Genomic DNA, 15,402 nt, shown 5'->3' with positions numbered 1-15,402 from the left:
TAATGAGCCTTTGAGGTGGATTAATGAGCCTTTGAGGTGGATTAATGAGTCTTTGAACTCCATTAATGAGCCTTTGAGGTGGATTAATGAGTCTTTGAACTCCATTAATGAGCCTTTGAGGTGGATTAATGAGCCTTTGAACTCCATTAATGAGTCTTTAATACTCGTAAACAAGCATAAAAATTTACCTTGTCCCCTTGTCCCCTTGTCTCCCCTGCCCCCTGCCCCCTGCTCCCTGCCCCCCAGCCCCCAGCAATCGACGCGTTTCAGCCGCCGCAGCTTGCATTGCTCGTTCCGAATTCATCCGACCAGATAACGCGGCGCTTAGATAACGCTGCAAAATATCTGATGTTTGAGCATATTGAGCGATCGGCGGACGTAAAACTGCATTGTCCACGACCTCCAATAATTGCGGATAGTGCGGGTATTTAGCAACAATCTCTGGGTCTGTAAACAAATCCCGGCGACTTGGCACATAGCCTGCGCTGAAAATAAATCGGCGCTGTGCTTCTCTACTGGTAAAATACTGAATTGCTTTCCAAGCCTCTTCGGGATGTTTAGAGGTTTTAGAAATCCCTAAACCCCAGCCCCCAAGACAAGCTGCTCCCGTTTGCCCAGGAGCATGAACCATCGGTTTAATCGCTATTTTGCCTCGGATTGGCGAATTTTCTGCCTGGGCTAAAGGCCACGCATAAGGCCAACTGCGTAAAAACGCTACTTGACCACTTTGAAACAAGCGCCGGGTATCTTCTTCCTGGTAGGTCGTCACTCCAGGAGGAGAAATGCCAACCCTTACGGTACTACGCAGAAACTCAATGGCTCTTAATGTTTCTGGTCGATCTAGTCCAACTTCGAGGGTATCGGGATTAACCCAGAAGCCACCAAAGCCATCGAGAACTTCTGCAAACATCGCCACAAGTCCTTCATATTGCCGACCCTGCCAAACATAGCCCCACTTCACTTGGTTTTTCTTCTGCAACACTTGAGAAATTCGGATCAAATCATCAAATGTTTCTGGCGGTTGCAATCCTGCTTGTTTGATTAAGTCTTCCCGGTAGTAGAGCATTCCCACGTCGGAACGTACTGGAATGCGGTACAGCTTGTCTTGGTAACGTCCCCCTTCTACATCTTGGGATGAAAATGCTCCCAGATCCTGTTTAGAAATGCGATCGTCTAGCGGTAACAACCATCCAGCAGCAGCAAACTTGGATGTCCAGATCACATCCATATTGATCAGGTCATAAGGGGATTCACCTAAGATAAAAGATGAAGTATAGAGGTCTTCGAGCAAATTTGTGGCATTCGGCCCTTCAACTAGGTTAATGCGAATACCTGGGTTCTCAGCCTCGAAGTCTTTAATCAAACCCTGTCTCCAAGGTTCGGCATCAGGGGCAGTCATTAACAGATTTAGGGTAACTGGTTGCTGTGAGAGTGCTACCCAACTGAACAATATGATGCTTAACAGAGTTGCTAGGAAAATCCCTATATGTAAATAACTCTGTTTTTGGATAAATTTTTGTAACTTGTTTATTGGCTTTCGGTGCAACATTATAAATGTAGCGATCGCTAATGGTAATTATTCAGAAATAAAAGCATAAATTATCTGAAAAAAGATTGTTTTATATTATAGTGTACTCCTTTGGGGATCTTGCTACGCGAAGGCAATGACATATTAAATTTTATTATTTCATCGAATAATAAAACTGGGATACACCCAGTCATTGCGTTTGCCTCTAGCGTTCCCAATAAAGCTTTCTCTACGAGAGGCAACGCCTTTCAATACTGCTCGGTTAAGGATTTTTAATTCGGAATTTGGTTTGGGGTAAAGGTTAAAGGTTTTTTCTTTCCCCTTTCGCCTTTCCCTTTTCCCCAAAACCCGACAAGTATTGCAACGCCTTTGGCATAGCTTCGATTAACGCGCTAGGTCTGGTAACAGAAACGGAATGTATTCTTTTGGAGAACCCGCAGGGTAGCAATCGCCATACGGATATTGCGATTGCTTTGCTTCACTACGTTACATACCCTGCGCGAACACCAAGGGCGAACCAATGACAAATTATATTTTAGACATTTGGGATGTCCCCGTTTATTGTTGCCTTCAGTAAAGGCTTTTTTCTTTGTCATGTCTTAACAAGCATATTTTGTGGGCATCATAATTCCAAGCCAAATACATCAGCTTGCGACCATAAAACTCTTTGGCAGCAAGTTTTATCATTTACAACTATGTATCGACCTATGGCAGATAATTTTAGACGTTATTTCTTTGTTTCTCGATATAGTTTGTACACTGAGTTGATTTTAGGATGCCTACAAATTGAATTGGGAATAATCTGTAGCGTAGGTATTTGGACATTATCAGAAGCTAAGTTACAAGCTGCCCAAGCACATCAGACTTGGAAATCACCTTCAGAATTGACAGAGCGACTCACCAAATTCAGAAGGCAAGAGGAAAGTACGCTTAAAATGCCTCCCTATCGATTAAAGCCACCTATTTTGATGGCGGCCCCCGAAAACTTCAATCCTGATTTGCAATTACCGCCAGTGCTACCTAAGCCACCGCAGAATTCTAGCCCATTACCGCCAGCGCTACCCGAACCACCGCAGAATTCTAGCCCACCAACAACTTCCACCGAACCAAGAAAGCCAGATGCAGTTTTGGAAAGTATTTATACGGACTATCGCTATGACACAGACAATTTTGGTCAAACCAACTTATTCTTTGAACCAAAGATTCAGTTTCGATTGAATAATGGCAATAAAATATTTATCAAGACAGGTTTTAACTTCTTTGAACAACGCGGTGTTGAATCAGTTACTAATTTTCCCTTGCAAGTTGGATGGCAGGGAAAAATTGGGCAAGTGACTCTGCAAACAGCAGCCGGAGTTGATGTGTTCAATCGTTTACCTACAGCTATCAATCTCAATGCTAAGGTGGAAGTTCCCATTTCACGGCCGCGAGTTTCGTCATCCGGTCAGTTGCTATCGGCAGTAATGCTATCAGGTAATTTAGAACAAGGGCCTTATAAATCTAATGCGCGAACTTTAGACAATCAAATTACTGCTTGGCGATTTGGGCCTGATTTATACTGGCAGATTGATCGAAACACTAGCTTGTTTTCATCATTACGTTTGGGCAGTTACAACGATGGTAATGCTGAGGTGCAATCTTTTAGTAGGTTAGAGCGCAAGTTTGGACAGTTTTCTCTAGCAGCTAACTTATTTAATTGGAGTTTTAATCGCAATTTAGAACGCACAAGTGGCTATTTTTCTCCACTAGATTTCCTAGTTTACAACGCTGAGGTGGCTTGGGAAGGAGATATTTCTAATTTCTTACGCTGTCGCCTCGCTGCCAACTTAGGACAGCAGCGACTCCAAGGAGAATTTGACAACGCCTATACCTATCAAACGCGCTGTACAGTAAAGCTTTCACCAAATATAGAGACAGACCTTGGCTATAGCTTTAGCAATGTCCGAAATCAAGATACAGGGGGAAGCGCCTACGGTGGTAATTCTTTAACAGGGCAGTTGCGGGTCAAATTTTAGAAGGCAGGGGGTAGGAGGCAGGAGGTAAACCCTATAAATAATTTCAAATCTAAAATCTAAAATCTAAAATCTAAAATCCAAATGGTATAAGCCTTAAGAATGAAAGCACCATTACCTGATAACGAAACACAGCGAATCGAATCTCTTTTGGAGTATAAAATTCTCGATACTCGTTCGGAAGCTGCCTTTGACGACCTTACCCGTTTAGCCTCCTATATTTGTGGAACTCCCATTGCCTTAATCAGTTTAATTGATAGCGATCGCCAGTGGTTTAAATCAAAAGTTGGTCTGGATGCGCTACAAACACCCCGAAATGTGGCATTCTGCGCCCATGCTATTATGCAACCAGAGATTTTTGTTGTACCTGATGCAACAGTTGACGAAAGGTTTGCGACAAACCCGCTAGTTACCTCTGACCCTAATGTTCGTTTTTATGCTGGTATACCACTGACTAACCCTGAAGGATATGCACTAGGAACACTTTGCGTAATTGACCGTGTACCAAGAAACCTCTCTTCAGAACAAGTTGAAGCATTACGAATTTTAGGTCGTCAGGTAATCAAACAACTAGAAATGCGGCGCACTTTAGCAAGTTTAGTATTGGCGAGTGATACACGCAAACAGGTACAAAAGATACGCAAACAATTTTTTAAAAGAGTAGCTGGGGGGTTTGGGTTAGCATCAGCAATTTTAGTTTTGATTGGGGTGATTTCTTATCAAAGCACACGTATATTAATTAATACTAATAATCACGTACAAAAAACCCAAGAGAAAATTAATAAACTAGAAGAATTACTGTCCGAGATGAAGGATGCTGAGACCGGACAACGCGGTTATATCATCACTGGACAAGAAATTTATCTGGAACCTTATCAAGCAGTAATTACAAACATCAATCCAAAAATTGCAGAACTGAAGGATTTAATTTCAGATGAACCTAGCCAACAAAAACAGTTTGCAAACCTTGAATCTCTGATAGCTAGAAAACTTGCCATACTCAAGCAGACTATATACCTGCGTCAAAATCAGGGATTCGAGGCAGCATTGCAGTTAATCCAGACAAATCAGGGAAAAAATCTTATGGATGAGATTCGCAAGGTTATCCATGAGATAGAAAATCAGGATAAAGGGTTGCTAAAACAGCAGTCACAAGCTGCAAAAGTCAGTGCTAAAAACACGCTTTTGACACTTGCCTTCGCTATTTTTTTAAGTTTTCTCGTTCTGGCTATAGTCTACTATTTCATTTTTCGTGAGGTAAAAGAGCGTAAATTGACAGAGGAGGCACTAAACACCGAACGTAACTTTATCTCAGCAGTCCTTGATACAGCCAGCGCTTTGGTAATAGTTCTTGACAGACAAGGGCAAATCGTTCGCTTCAATCAAGCTTGTGAACAAACAACTGGTTACTCATTTGATGAGGTGAAAGGAAGGCATTTCTGGAACCTATTTTTACTTCCTGAAGAGATAGAGCCAGTTAAAGCAGTTTTTAAGGAATTGCGAGCTGGTGAAGGCCCTAACAAATACGAAAACTATTGGGTAACTAAGGATGGCAGTCGGCGGCTGATTGCTTGGGCTAACACTACCTTGCAAGACTATGGGGGCGACGTTGAATACATTGTTGGGACAGGTATCGATATTAGTGATGCCTATGAGGAACTTCGTTTACGTAAACGAACTGAACAACATTTGAAAGCAGAGTATGCTACAACCCGCGTCTTAGCAGAGTCAACTACAATCAACGAAACCATGCCCAAAATCCTGCAAGGAATCTGCGAAAGTTTGGGATGGAATTTAAGCGAATTTTGGATAGTAGATCGGCAAGCAAATCTACTGTCATTGGTAAATTCATGGTATAAAATATCCTACAAGATGCAAGAATTTGACATTTTAAGTCGGCAGACTACATTTGCACCAGGAGTAGAGCTGCCTGGTCGTGTCTGGGCTAGTGCTGAACCTGTTTGGATTCCTGATGTCGTTGAAGACGAGTATTTTCTGCGCTCTCAAATTGCTGCCCAAGCAGAACTGCATGGAGCTTTCGGTTTTCCGATCCGTAGTGGTAAAAAAATTATCGGTGTCATTACCTGTTTTAGCCATGAAATCCAGCAAGCTGACCCAGATTTGGCAACGGTCATGAATTCTATTGGTGAGCAAGTAGGGCAGTTTATTGAGCGCAAGCAGGCAGAAGAAGAACTTCAACGCCAAAACTTGCGATCGCAACTATTTACTGAAATCACCCTCAAAATTCGTCAATCTTTGCAAATCAAAGAAATTCTCCAAATCACTGTTACGGAGGTACAAAAAATCCTCCATAGCGATCGAGTTTTGATTTATCAACCTTTGGCAGATGAATCTGGAGCCACCATTGTTGAAGCAGTAGTTTCTGGCTGGCTGGCAATCAAAGACAAAGAGCTAGTCGATGCTTACTTTCAAGCGGAATATACGCAGCAGTACTATCTACAGCAGTATCGTCAAAAACGGAATCTGGTGCTTGCTGACTTGGATATAACTGAAGTCCAAAAAAGTCAGATGGAATTACTACAACAATTTGGGGTAAAGTCCAATTTGGTCATACCCATTCTGGTCAAAGAAGAACTCTGCGGTTTGCTGATTGTCCATCAATGCGGCAGTTACCGCCAATGGTCTAGCTTTGAAACTCATCTTTTAAGACAAATAGCCGATCAAGTAGGTATTGCCTTAGCCCAAGCTCAAATGTTAAACGCAGAAACTCAACAGCGAAGAGAACTCGAAATTGCGCGTCATCAAGCTGAATTAGCTTCTAAAACCAAAAGTGCCTTTTTGGCGAACATGAGCCATGAAATCCGAACTCCGATGAATGCTGTGTTGGGCATGACAGGCTTAATGTTAGAAACTCCTTTAAATTCAGAGCAACGCGATTTTCTGGAAACAATTCGGATTAGTGGAGACGCCCTCTTAAGCCTAATCAACGAAATTTTGGATCTATCCAAACTTGAGGCTGGGGAAATGGCTTTAGAAACTCTAGATTTTGACCTATCTACCTGTGTAGAAGAGGTGTTAGAATTATTGGCTCCTCCAGCCCATAATAAGGGATTAGAAATTGCCGCGTTAATTTATCCCAATGTCCCCACCCATCTGCAAGGCGATGCTGGCCGCCTGCGGCAAATTCTCATGAACCTGATTAGCAATGCGATCAAGTTCACTAGTAATGGAGAGGTAGTACTACGAGCAGAATTGCGTTCGCAAAACTCTACTACAGCCACCATCTATTTTTCCATCACAGATACTGGTCTTGGTATTACCTCTGAAGACCAATGCAAACTATTTACACCATTTACCCAAGTAGATGCTTCTACCACCCGCAAATATGGCGGCACAGGTTTGGGATTAGCCATTTGCAAGCAACTGGTGAGCTTAATGGAAGGAGAAATTGGTGTAGAAAGTCGCTTGGGCAAAGGATCTAAGTTTTGGTTTGAAGTAACTTTTGCCAAGCAACTTCACCCTATTTCATCAGCAAGTGAACCGGGACTTCTGACTAATCGGCGCTTGTTAGTAGTGGATGATAATACTACTAATCGCAAAATCATCTACCATCAAGCTACTCGTTGGGGGATGATTGTAGATCAAGCTGCTTCGGCTGCGAGTGCCCTCAAAGCTATTCAGGAGGCTGCCAAGCAGAAAATTCAATATGACGTTGCTGTGATTGATATGCAGATGCCAGAAATAGATGGCATGACTTTAGGAGAACAAATTAAGGCAAATTCAGCGATCGCTAATTTACCTTTGATTATGCTTACCTCTACTAATCAACGTAATGAAATCCAACGGGCACTAGAAATAGGATTTGCAGCTTATTTGGTCAAACCTGTTAAGTCATCCCGACTCCTCGATCCCATCATGACTATTTTAGGAACGCAAATGGAAGAAAAGGAGTCAGAATTCAACAGTCAGGAGTTAAAAGTTAAAAATTACAAAAACAAGAGCAACTATTATTCTCCTGACCCTAACTTCCTCAAACTTAGAATTCTTTTAGCTGAAGATAATCTGGTAAATCAGAAAGTTGCCTTGAAACAACTCCAAAGCCTGGGTTATAGCGCTGATGTCGCTGGTAATGGCAAAGAAGCCTTGCAGCTATTAAAAACAATTCCCTACGATTTAATTCTGATGGATTGCCAAATGCCAGTTCTCGACGGTTTAGAAACCACAAAAGAAATTCATCGTTGGCCAGAAAGCAGCTTTGTCAGTGGCCGTCGTCCTGTAGTAATTGCGATGACAGCTAATGCCATGAAAGAAGATCAACAAATGTGTCTAGATGCCGGAATGGACGACTATCTAAGTAAGCCAGTAATCAAAGAAAAATTGGCTGCGGCGCTAGAGCGTTGGGGAGGTGCGATATTAAAGGCAAAAGAAACAGCTGCCACAGAGCAGGCAGTTTCTACAACAGACGTAGATTCAGTTAACCTCCCTATTGATTGGGAACGCTTGCATCAACTCTCAGAAAACAACCTAGAATTTGAATTGGAACTACTAAAAATATTTGTTGAAGATATTCAACCTCGTCTAGAGGTGATTAAAATAGCGATCGCAGATCATGACTTTGAGCAACTAGCGCTCCAAACCCATCAAATTAAGGGTGCTAGCGCCAATATGGGAGTTACAACCATGTATCTGGCCGCAGAAAAGCTAGAACAACTAGCGATAAATCAAGAGCGTCGAGGTACTACTAACTTAATCTCAGAGTTAGAAGAGTTTGTTAAACGCATCCAAGAGTTTTTGCTCTGTTAGGACTTACGCACACTCTACGAATTCTCGGCGCTCTTGGCGTCTTGGCGGTTCGAGAAATTAAGCTTTTTAGCAATTTTTGCGTAAGTCCTATCTGTGAAGAGAGTAACATCAAAATCTGAAAAATTAATTTATTAATTTACTAAAAAATTAACGAACTTTGGGGGTTTAAGTCCCCAGCAAGATAGGCAGCACGTTTTGTGTCGGGGTCTAAATCCCCGTCACAAAACGTAATTGCGTTAGCGCAGCGTTAGCGAGGAACGAGCGTCATTGCGTTAGCGGAGCGGGGCGTTAGCCCATTGCGAATTGCGAATTGGTTTAACACTGACTATTTTTATAAATTAGTAACAAAAAGCACCTGTTTTTATTGATTATCACTTATTACCTCTATTACAGATAGAAGTTGTGAATAATTGGGAATAATAACTTTGATGGACTAAAAGTTCGGTTAGGTGAGTTAGCTGCATCATAAGCTAAGAAGTTTTAGCTTAAATGTCCGTTGCTATACATCACCAATTATCCCCAATTTATTCTCAAAAAGTGAGGTTATCCTGATGAATCAGATGAGTAAAGACGATGTACGAGAACGGCTTGGCAATATCGATCAGATCCGCGATATTATTCTTGGAACACAGCTAAGAGAGTACGAAAATCGATTTAACAAGCTGGAATCAGATATATCTCTGCTGCAACAACAGATGCGATCGCATGTCGATCAACTAAAGTCAAATTTTTCGGCTGAACTAAAAGCGGGGTTTGAGGCGCTAGATAAAAAGCTCAAGTCACTCAACCTAGCAACTCAAGAAGAAACTCTTGACTTACGGCAACAGGTTGATAGACTCAATAAAAAGTTCTCTAGTAGCGTTCAGTCGCTTGATGAGACGTTAGATAGCCAAACTACCTCGATTAGAGATGAAATTTTTCAGACTAAAGTCCAATTACAAGATGATGTTACGGCATTACGGGATCTGATTTTAGAAGAAATAGATCGACGCTTTTCGCAGTTGACAGACACTAAGGTTTCTAAAGACGATATGGCTGAAACTTTGTTTGCTTTGGGAATGCATCTGAAAGAAACCGAATTCATTCCTAAATTGCGAGAAGCAGCCGATGAACGCAGCGACGACTATACTGCTGTACCGCTTCTAGAAACTACAAAGTTATCAAAAGTATTTACTCACTCCAACAGTACGGCAGAATTACATTCCTGATTAAGCCAGAAGCCAAGGAGGCAGGGGGCAGGGGGGAAAAGGATTGAGCCTTGTTTACATTTATTGTGCCGACTTACTTAATAACTCCTAACTCAGCACGAACGCGAGAAGTCGGAGCGACGGCTACCCTGCGGGAACGCCAAAGGCGAACGGTGACTCAGGACTTTTAAATCACAGTTGATAATGAGACTTACTGATATGACTCAGGTGGACAATTTGATTTCTCAATCTGTTGAGTTGAAACCAGAAATATCTGTACAAATTGACAATTTGATGCATCTATTAATTGAACTCAAGATTATCGAATCACCTGAGCAATCTTTTCCTTTATTACTATCAGAAACTGAGAATAGCAATGAGCCTGTTGTAGAAGAAATTAAATTGCAGCAACTTGCTCCAGTGACATTAGAAGTATGTGAAGCTTATTTAGAATCGGATTTTAATGTTATTCAAGATATATCTAATTACTCAAAAAATAATCAACAAAAAAGAGAAGATGCTATTGAAATATTTACGAAGTTTGAGGAAAATTTAGACAACTCAGACGATGCGTTGCAAAAATTACGGGAGATATTGGTCGGATATGAATTAGCAGAAATAAACAACATTACAGCTAAAATTGAACAAAAATTAGCAAAAATAGAGAATCAAATTTATGACCCTAAAGAGCTAATAAATCTACTGTTACCGTGGATTTCTGAAATTTTAAAGCTGACCATCGCGGAGTCTAAAGAGGAAATTGTACAGATAATTGCTCCTATTATTGATCAGACTATCCGCAGTCGTACTGAACAGGATAAAATTAGCATGGGTGACGCGATCGCACCTGTTATTCCTCTGGCTATTTCCCAGCAGATTATTATAGCTCCAGAAGAAGTTTCAGATGCGATCGCTCCTGCAATGGGACGAGCCATAAAAAAGCAAATTGAAATTGAGCAGAATATTGTAGTGGATGCACTCTACCCAATTATTGGTAGTACCATAGCAAAATATATGGCAGAGACAATCCGTGCCATTAACCGACAAGTTGAAGAAACCCTTAGCGTTGAAGGCATCAAACGTAAAATTCGTGCCAAGTTACAGGGAGTTTCGGAAGCAGAATTAATTCTTAAAGAAGCTCTACCATTTACAATTCAAGCCATTTTCTTGATTCATAAAGCATCTGGTTTAGTTATCTCAGATATTCAGCACTCTGACGTAGAGCAGCTAGAGGCTGAAATGATTGCAGGAATGCTGACAGCAATTCGCAGCTTTGCCAATGATTGCATCAATCAATCTGGAACCATGACAGAATTAGATGCAATTGAATATGGCACATCCAAAATAATTTTAGAAGGTGCAGGATACTGTTATTTAGCGATTGTTGTACGAGGAGAGCCAAGCAAAAGCTTTATTTGGAAAATGCGGCAAGTCTTCAGCACAATAGTTAAAAAACATGGTGATTTAATTGAAAATTTTGACGGAGTTCCGGATTTAATTCCTATTGAAGTTCATACACTTTTAGAAAAACTAAAAGATACAAATATTCAGGATAAAAAGAAAACAAAAGTATTACCGTTGCTAGTATTAAGCTTAACAGTTATCAGCACCATTCTCATTCCTTGGGGCATTTGGCAATACCGTAGTGGAGTTATACATTCCATTGAAAATCAAACTTCGTTAGCTCTAACTTCTGTTCCAGAACTAGCCGTATATCGCCTCACTGTACAAGTAGAACACAATAAATTAAAATTAACCGGACGATTACCTAATCAACTTCTTCGCCAGAAAGCAGAGCAAATTGTCAAAATAACCTCTCCTAATTGGTTGGTTGACAATCAAATTATATTAGTAGAAGTACCAGCAGATCCTGTATTAGCTGCTGCTGAAGTCAAACGAGCCACAGCAGTTTTAAATCAGACTGACAATATAACAATTTCCGCTCAATACATCGCTGGTAAAGTAGCTGTTGAAGGAACTGTCAACCGAATTGCAGATGCTCAGATTATTGCTAATACATTTGAACAAATTCCAGGCGTAAAATCTGTGTCTAGCGCGGTGCGAGTACAACCCCCACAGATTGAAGTTAGATTTTACTTTCAACCTGACTCAGCGAGTTTAATGAAAGCAGATTTAGCGTACAAGGTTCAACAGGTCAAGTCTTTCCTCAATCAGCACCCAAATAAGCATTTAAAAATCATTGGTTATAGTTATGACCGTACTGGCGTGAAAAAATCTCACCAATTGGCACTGATGCGAGCAAAAGCTGTACAACAAGCACTGATTAAATTAGGTATTGAGCCATCTCGCCTACAGGTCATTAGTAGGACTAATTTACCACCAGGAATTGATGTAACTCACCCCATCTGGTTAAGCCGTTGTGTAGTTATAGAAGCGATAAATAAGCAATTTTAAGTTTATAGCAGCTATGATTTACATAAAATATTCCCTACTTTACCTCAACTATGTCTACAATTTCTAAAAAAATATGCTTATTTGGTGATTTTGGTGTTGGTAAAACTAGCCTAATTCGCCGATTTGTTGAGTCTCAATTTAGTGACGAATATCTTTCAACTGTAGGAGTAAAAATCTCTCGTAAATTGGTTAGTTTTTCAAAACAAGACCTGCTTAGTGTACAAGACTTACAGCTGATAATTTGGGATATAGAAGGCAGTAATAAGTTTAAGACAGTTGCTAAAAATTATTTTCAAGGTTCTAAAGGTGCTGTGATAGTTGGTGATGTGACACAAGCAGAAACGCTGCATCATATTCAGGAGCATATTCAAACTTTTTTAGCTGTTAATCCTAAAAGCTATATTGTTGTTGCACTGAACAAATCAGATATGATTGCAGCCGAATACTTAGAAAATATTCGTCAAATGTATCAATTCACCAATCAAACTAATATATTAGATACATACATAACTTCAGCTAAAACTGGGAATAATGTTAATAAAATATTTCAATCTTTAGCCACTCATTTAATTTAATTAAAATGAATTCATTTTTGAACAATTTATTATCTGTATGTGGAATTGAATATTTGATAATTGATGAAAGCTTCAAGATTCTAGAGATGTCTTTAGGACTTAATCATTTTGGCAATATTCTTAATGAATTTAAGCCAGGTCAAGATGTTCGGGTTGTATTTCCCGAATTAGAGGGACTTGAAGATGTCTTTGATGCAATTCGGCAGGGAAAGCAAGAGAAATTTGAATTAAAAGGAATTATGCGATCGCAAGATACGGTTTCTCCTTTCTATATTGATATTTGTATTACTAATAATATTCCAGAAGACCATTCTAGCAATAGACTAATCATTGTTATCGAAGATGCAACAGAACGGATGGTTCTTGAGCAATCTTTGTTTCAAGGTGCAAATGAAGCAAATCTTTTGCTACGTAACTTAAAGGCTTCCAAACAATATATTGATCAAATTGTGACATCAATGGCGGATGCGTTGTTAGTGACAACGCTATCAGGCGAGATAAAAAAAATAAATTATGCAGCACAAATTTTATTACAGTATAACGAAATAGAACTTATCGGTCAACCTATCACAAAGTTTATTAAAGAAGTTAATAAGTATCCACTGATAATTGCAGATATTGAAAGTACTCATGTATCCCAAAATCAAGACATAAATCCTTTAGTACAAGAGTTAGAAACTGTTTGCTATACCAAAAGTGGTAAAACCATTCCTGTAGCTTTTTCATCCTCAATAGTGAAGACAGAAATTGAGCATTTTCAAGGTTATGTTTACATCTTGCGAGACATGACTGAACGAAAGCAGGCAGAACTTGCTAAACAGGAATTCTTAGCAATGATTAGCCATGAGGTTAGGACTCCAATTTCCTCGGTAATTGGTATGGCTAACTTGTTGCTATATACTGAATTGACTGATGAACAGAAAGATTTTGTTGAAATTATTTATAATAGTGGAGATTCATTATTAAAAATAATTAACGATTTCCTTGATTTCTCCAAAATACAATCAGGCAACTTGGAACTAGAAAAAGAACCTTTTGTTTTGCAAAATTGCATTCATGAGGCTCTTTATATGCTTGGGCCTACAGCCAAAGAAAAAGGTTTAAAACTCACATTTTTAGATAGTCCTAAACTTTCTACTACGATTGTAGGGGATATCACCAGACTGCGCCAAGTATTGATTAATTTAATCAATAATGCTATTAAATTTACCGAAACTGGAAGCATAGAAGTTTCAGTTATAACCCGCAAGAATAGCGATATTAATCATTCTTCTGCTGCAAATACTGATCAAATTCAGTTTAGTGTTAAAGATACAGGCATCGGAATTCCACGCGATCGCATGGAGCGTTTATTTAAAGCCTTCAGTCAAGTTGACTCCTCCATTACTCGACAGTATGGCGGTACTGGGTTAGGTCTTGCCATTTGCAAGCAACTGTGCGAGTTAATGGGCGGCAGAATTTGGGTTGAAAGTGAGCTTAGTGTAGGTAGTACATTTTACTTTACGATCGCTGCTTCTGTTATTTCCGAGGAGTCAGGAGTCGAGAGTCAGGAGTTATTTTTATTGTCGCCGCCAAAAAGCATCCCGGTGTCTTTTTCTTTGCCTCCTGACTCTCATAAATTAAGAATTCTCTTAACTGAGGATAATCAAGTGAATCAGAAAATAGCCTTGAAGCAACTCCAAAGCCTGGGTTATAGTGCTGATGTCGCTGGTAATGGCAAAGAAGCCTTGCAGCTATTAAAAACAATTCCCTATGATTTGATTCTAATGGATTACCAAATGCCAGTTCTTGACGGTTTAGAAACCACAAGAGAAATTTATCGTTGGCCAGAAAGCAGCTTTGTCAGTGGCCGTCGTCCTGTAGTAATTGCGATGACAGCTAATGCCATGAAAGAAGATCAACAAATGTGTCTAGATGCCGGAATGGACGACTATCTAAGTAAGCCAGTAATCAAAGAAAAATTGGCTGCGGCGCTAGAGCGTTGGGGAGGTGCGATATTAAAGGCAAAAGAAACAGCTGCCACAGAGCAGGCAGTTTCTACAACAGACGTAGATTCAGTTAACCTCCCTATTGATTGGGAACGCTTGCATCAACTCTCAGAAAACAACCTAGAATTTGAATTGGAACTACTAAAAATATTTGTTGAAGATATTCAACCTCGTCTAGAGGTGATTAAAATAGCGATCGCAGATCATGACTTTGAGCAACTAGCGCTCCAAACCCATCAAATTAAGGGTGCTAGCGCCAATATAGGAGTTACAACCATGTATCTGGCAGCAGAAAAGCTAGAACAACTAGCGATAAATCAAGAGCGTCGAGGTGCTACTAACTTAATCTCAGAGTTAGAAGAGTTTGTTAAACGCATCCAAGAGTTTTTAATTAAGACTCTTAATTCCTAACTTCTATCTCCTGACTCCTGCTGTAACTTTAATAATATTTACTAATAAATAAACAGTAACGACGATCTACTGTTGGCTCATAACTCAACTTGTCGGCAATGGCCGACATGATTTTTAAACCACGGCCACGCTCTTGCTCATTTTCCTCAAATTCAGATGTTTGTTGCAGTTGCTGCTCTAAGTCAAAGGGTTCACCTTGAGACCAAATGCGAATTTCTATGTATTCATCTAATCGCACAGCTTCTATTTCAATAGGAGTTTCGATAGGTAAATTTCTGTGAGCATGTTCAACAATGTTAGTAAAGCCTTCCATCATCAGAGTTTGACATTGCCACCAAACTGTTTTATCGAGAATAGGTGGTTGATTCATCTGCTCGAACCAAGACAAAACTTGAGGTGACGCTGTAAGGTCTGTGTTGACTTTAAGATAAATTTTATTTTTCATTTCTTAACCAATAAAATATTATGAGATAATCATATTCGGTAATGAATTTATTTAATTTGAGTATTTTCACTATACAT

7 protein-coding genes and 2 pseudogenes are annotated in these 15,402 nt (G+C 39.9%); 7 read left to right on the top strand and 2 right to left on the bottom strand.

The window, feature by feature from the left end; all coding sequences use genetic code 11:
• Positions 1 to 184 precede the first annotated feature (184 nt).
• Positions 185 to 1,549, bottom strand: a complete 1,365-nt coding sequence (locus tag CDC33_RS17440) for an ABC transporter substrate-binding protein (protein WP_109009545.1) — start codon at positions 1,547 to 1,549, stop codon at positions 185 to 187.
• A gap of 686 nt (positions 1,550 to 2,235) precedes the next feature.
• On the opposite strand from CDC33_RS17440, the gene CDC33_RS17435 reads away from it, so the two are divergent.
• From CDC33_RS17435 to CDC33_RS41960, 7 genes and pseudogenes are all read left to right on the top strand, one after another.
• Positions 2,236 to 3,543, top strand: coding sequence for a hypothetical protein (locus tag CDC33_RS17435; protein ID WP_109009544.1), 1,308 nt, complete (start codon positions 2,236 to 2,238; stop codon positions 3,541 to 3,543).
• A gap of 99 nt (positions 3,544 to 3,642) precedes the next feature.
• The gene (locus tag CDC33_RS17430; RefSeq protein ID WP_109009543.1) at positions 3,643 to 8,304 is read left to right on the top strand and encodes a response regulator; all 4,662 of its coding nucleotides are present in this window, start codon (positions 3,643 to 3,645) and stop codon (positions 8,302 to 8,304) included.
• A 560-nt stretch (positions 8,305 to 8,864) separates the two neighbouring features.
• A complete protein-coding gene (locus CDC33_RS17425) occupies positions 8,865 to 9,512 on the top strand; it encodes a hypothetical protein (protein ID WP_244919256.1) in 648 nt (215 codons plus the stop codon).
• Positions 9,513 to 9,710: 198 nt separating this feature from the next.
• Positions 9,711 to 11,906 carry an OmpA family protein gene (locus CDC33_RS17420; RefSeq protein ID WP_109009541.1) on the top strand — a complete coding sequence of 732 codons (2,196 nt, stop codon included), beginning with the start codon at positions 9,711 to 9,713 and terminating at the stop codon, positions 11,904 to 11,906.
• A gap of 50 nt (positions 11,907 to 11,956) precedes the next feature.
• On the top strand, positions 11,957 to 12,481 hold the full coding sequence (locus tag CDC33_RS17415; RefSeq protein ID WP_109009540.1) for a Rab family GTPase: 525 nt from the start codon (positions 11,957 to 11,959) through the stop codon (positions 12,479 to 12,481).
• Positions 12,482 to 12,486: 5 nt separating this feature from the next.
• Positions 12,487 to 13,431 (top strand): annotated as a pseudogene (locus CDC33_RS41965) (PAS domain-containing protein); the annotation flags it as partial.
• 198 nt (positions 13,432 to 13,629) lie between these two features.
• Positions 13,630 to 14,880, top strand: a pseudogene (locus CDC33_RS41960) (ATP-binding protein); the annotation flags it as partial.
• A gap of 28 nt (positions 14,881 to 14,908) precedes the next feature.
• On the opposite strand, the gene CDC33_RS17405 reads toward CDC33_RS41960, so the two are convergent.
• Positions 14,909 to 15,325, bottom strand: a complete 417-nt coding sequence (locus tag CDC33_RS17405; RefSeq protein WP_109009538.1) for an ATP-binding protein — start codon at positions 15,323 to 15,325, stop codon at positions 14,909 to 14,911.
• Between the last annotated feature and the right edge of the window lie 77 nt (positions 15,326 to 15,402).

Origin of the sequence: Nostoc commune NIES-4072, from assembly GCF_003113895.1 — a bacterium.
Lineage (GTDB): Bacteria > Cyanobacteriota > Cyanobacteriia > Cyanobacteriales > Nostocaceae > Nostoc > Nostoc commune.
This window is presented reverse-complemented; position numbering and strand designations above follow the sequence as displayed.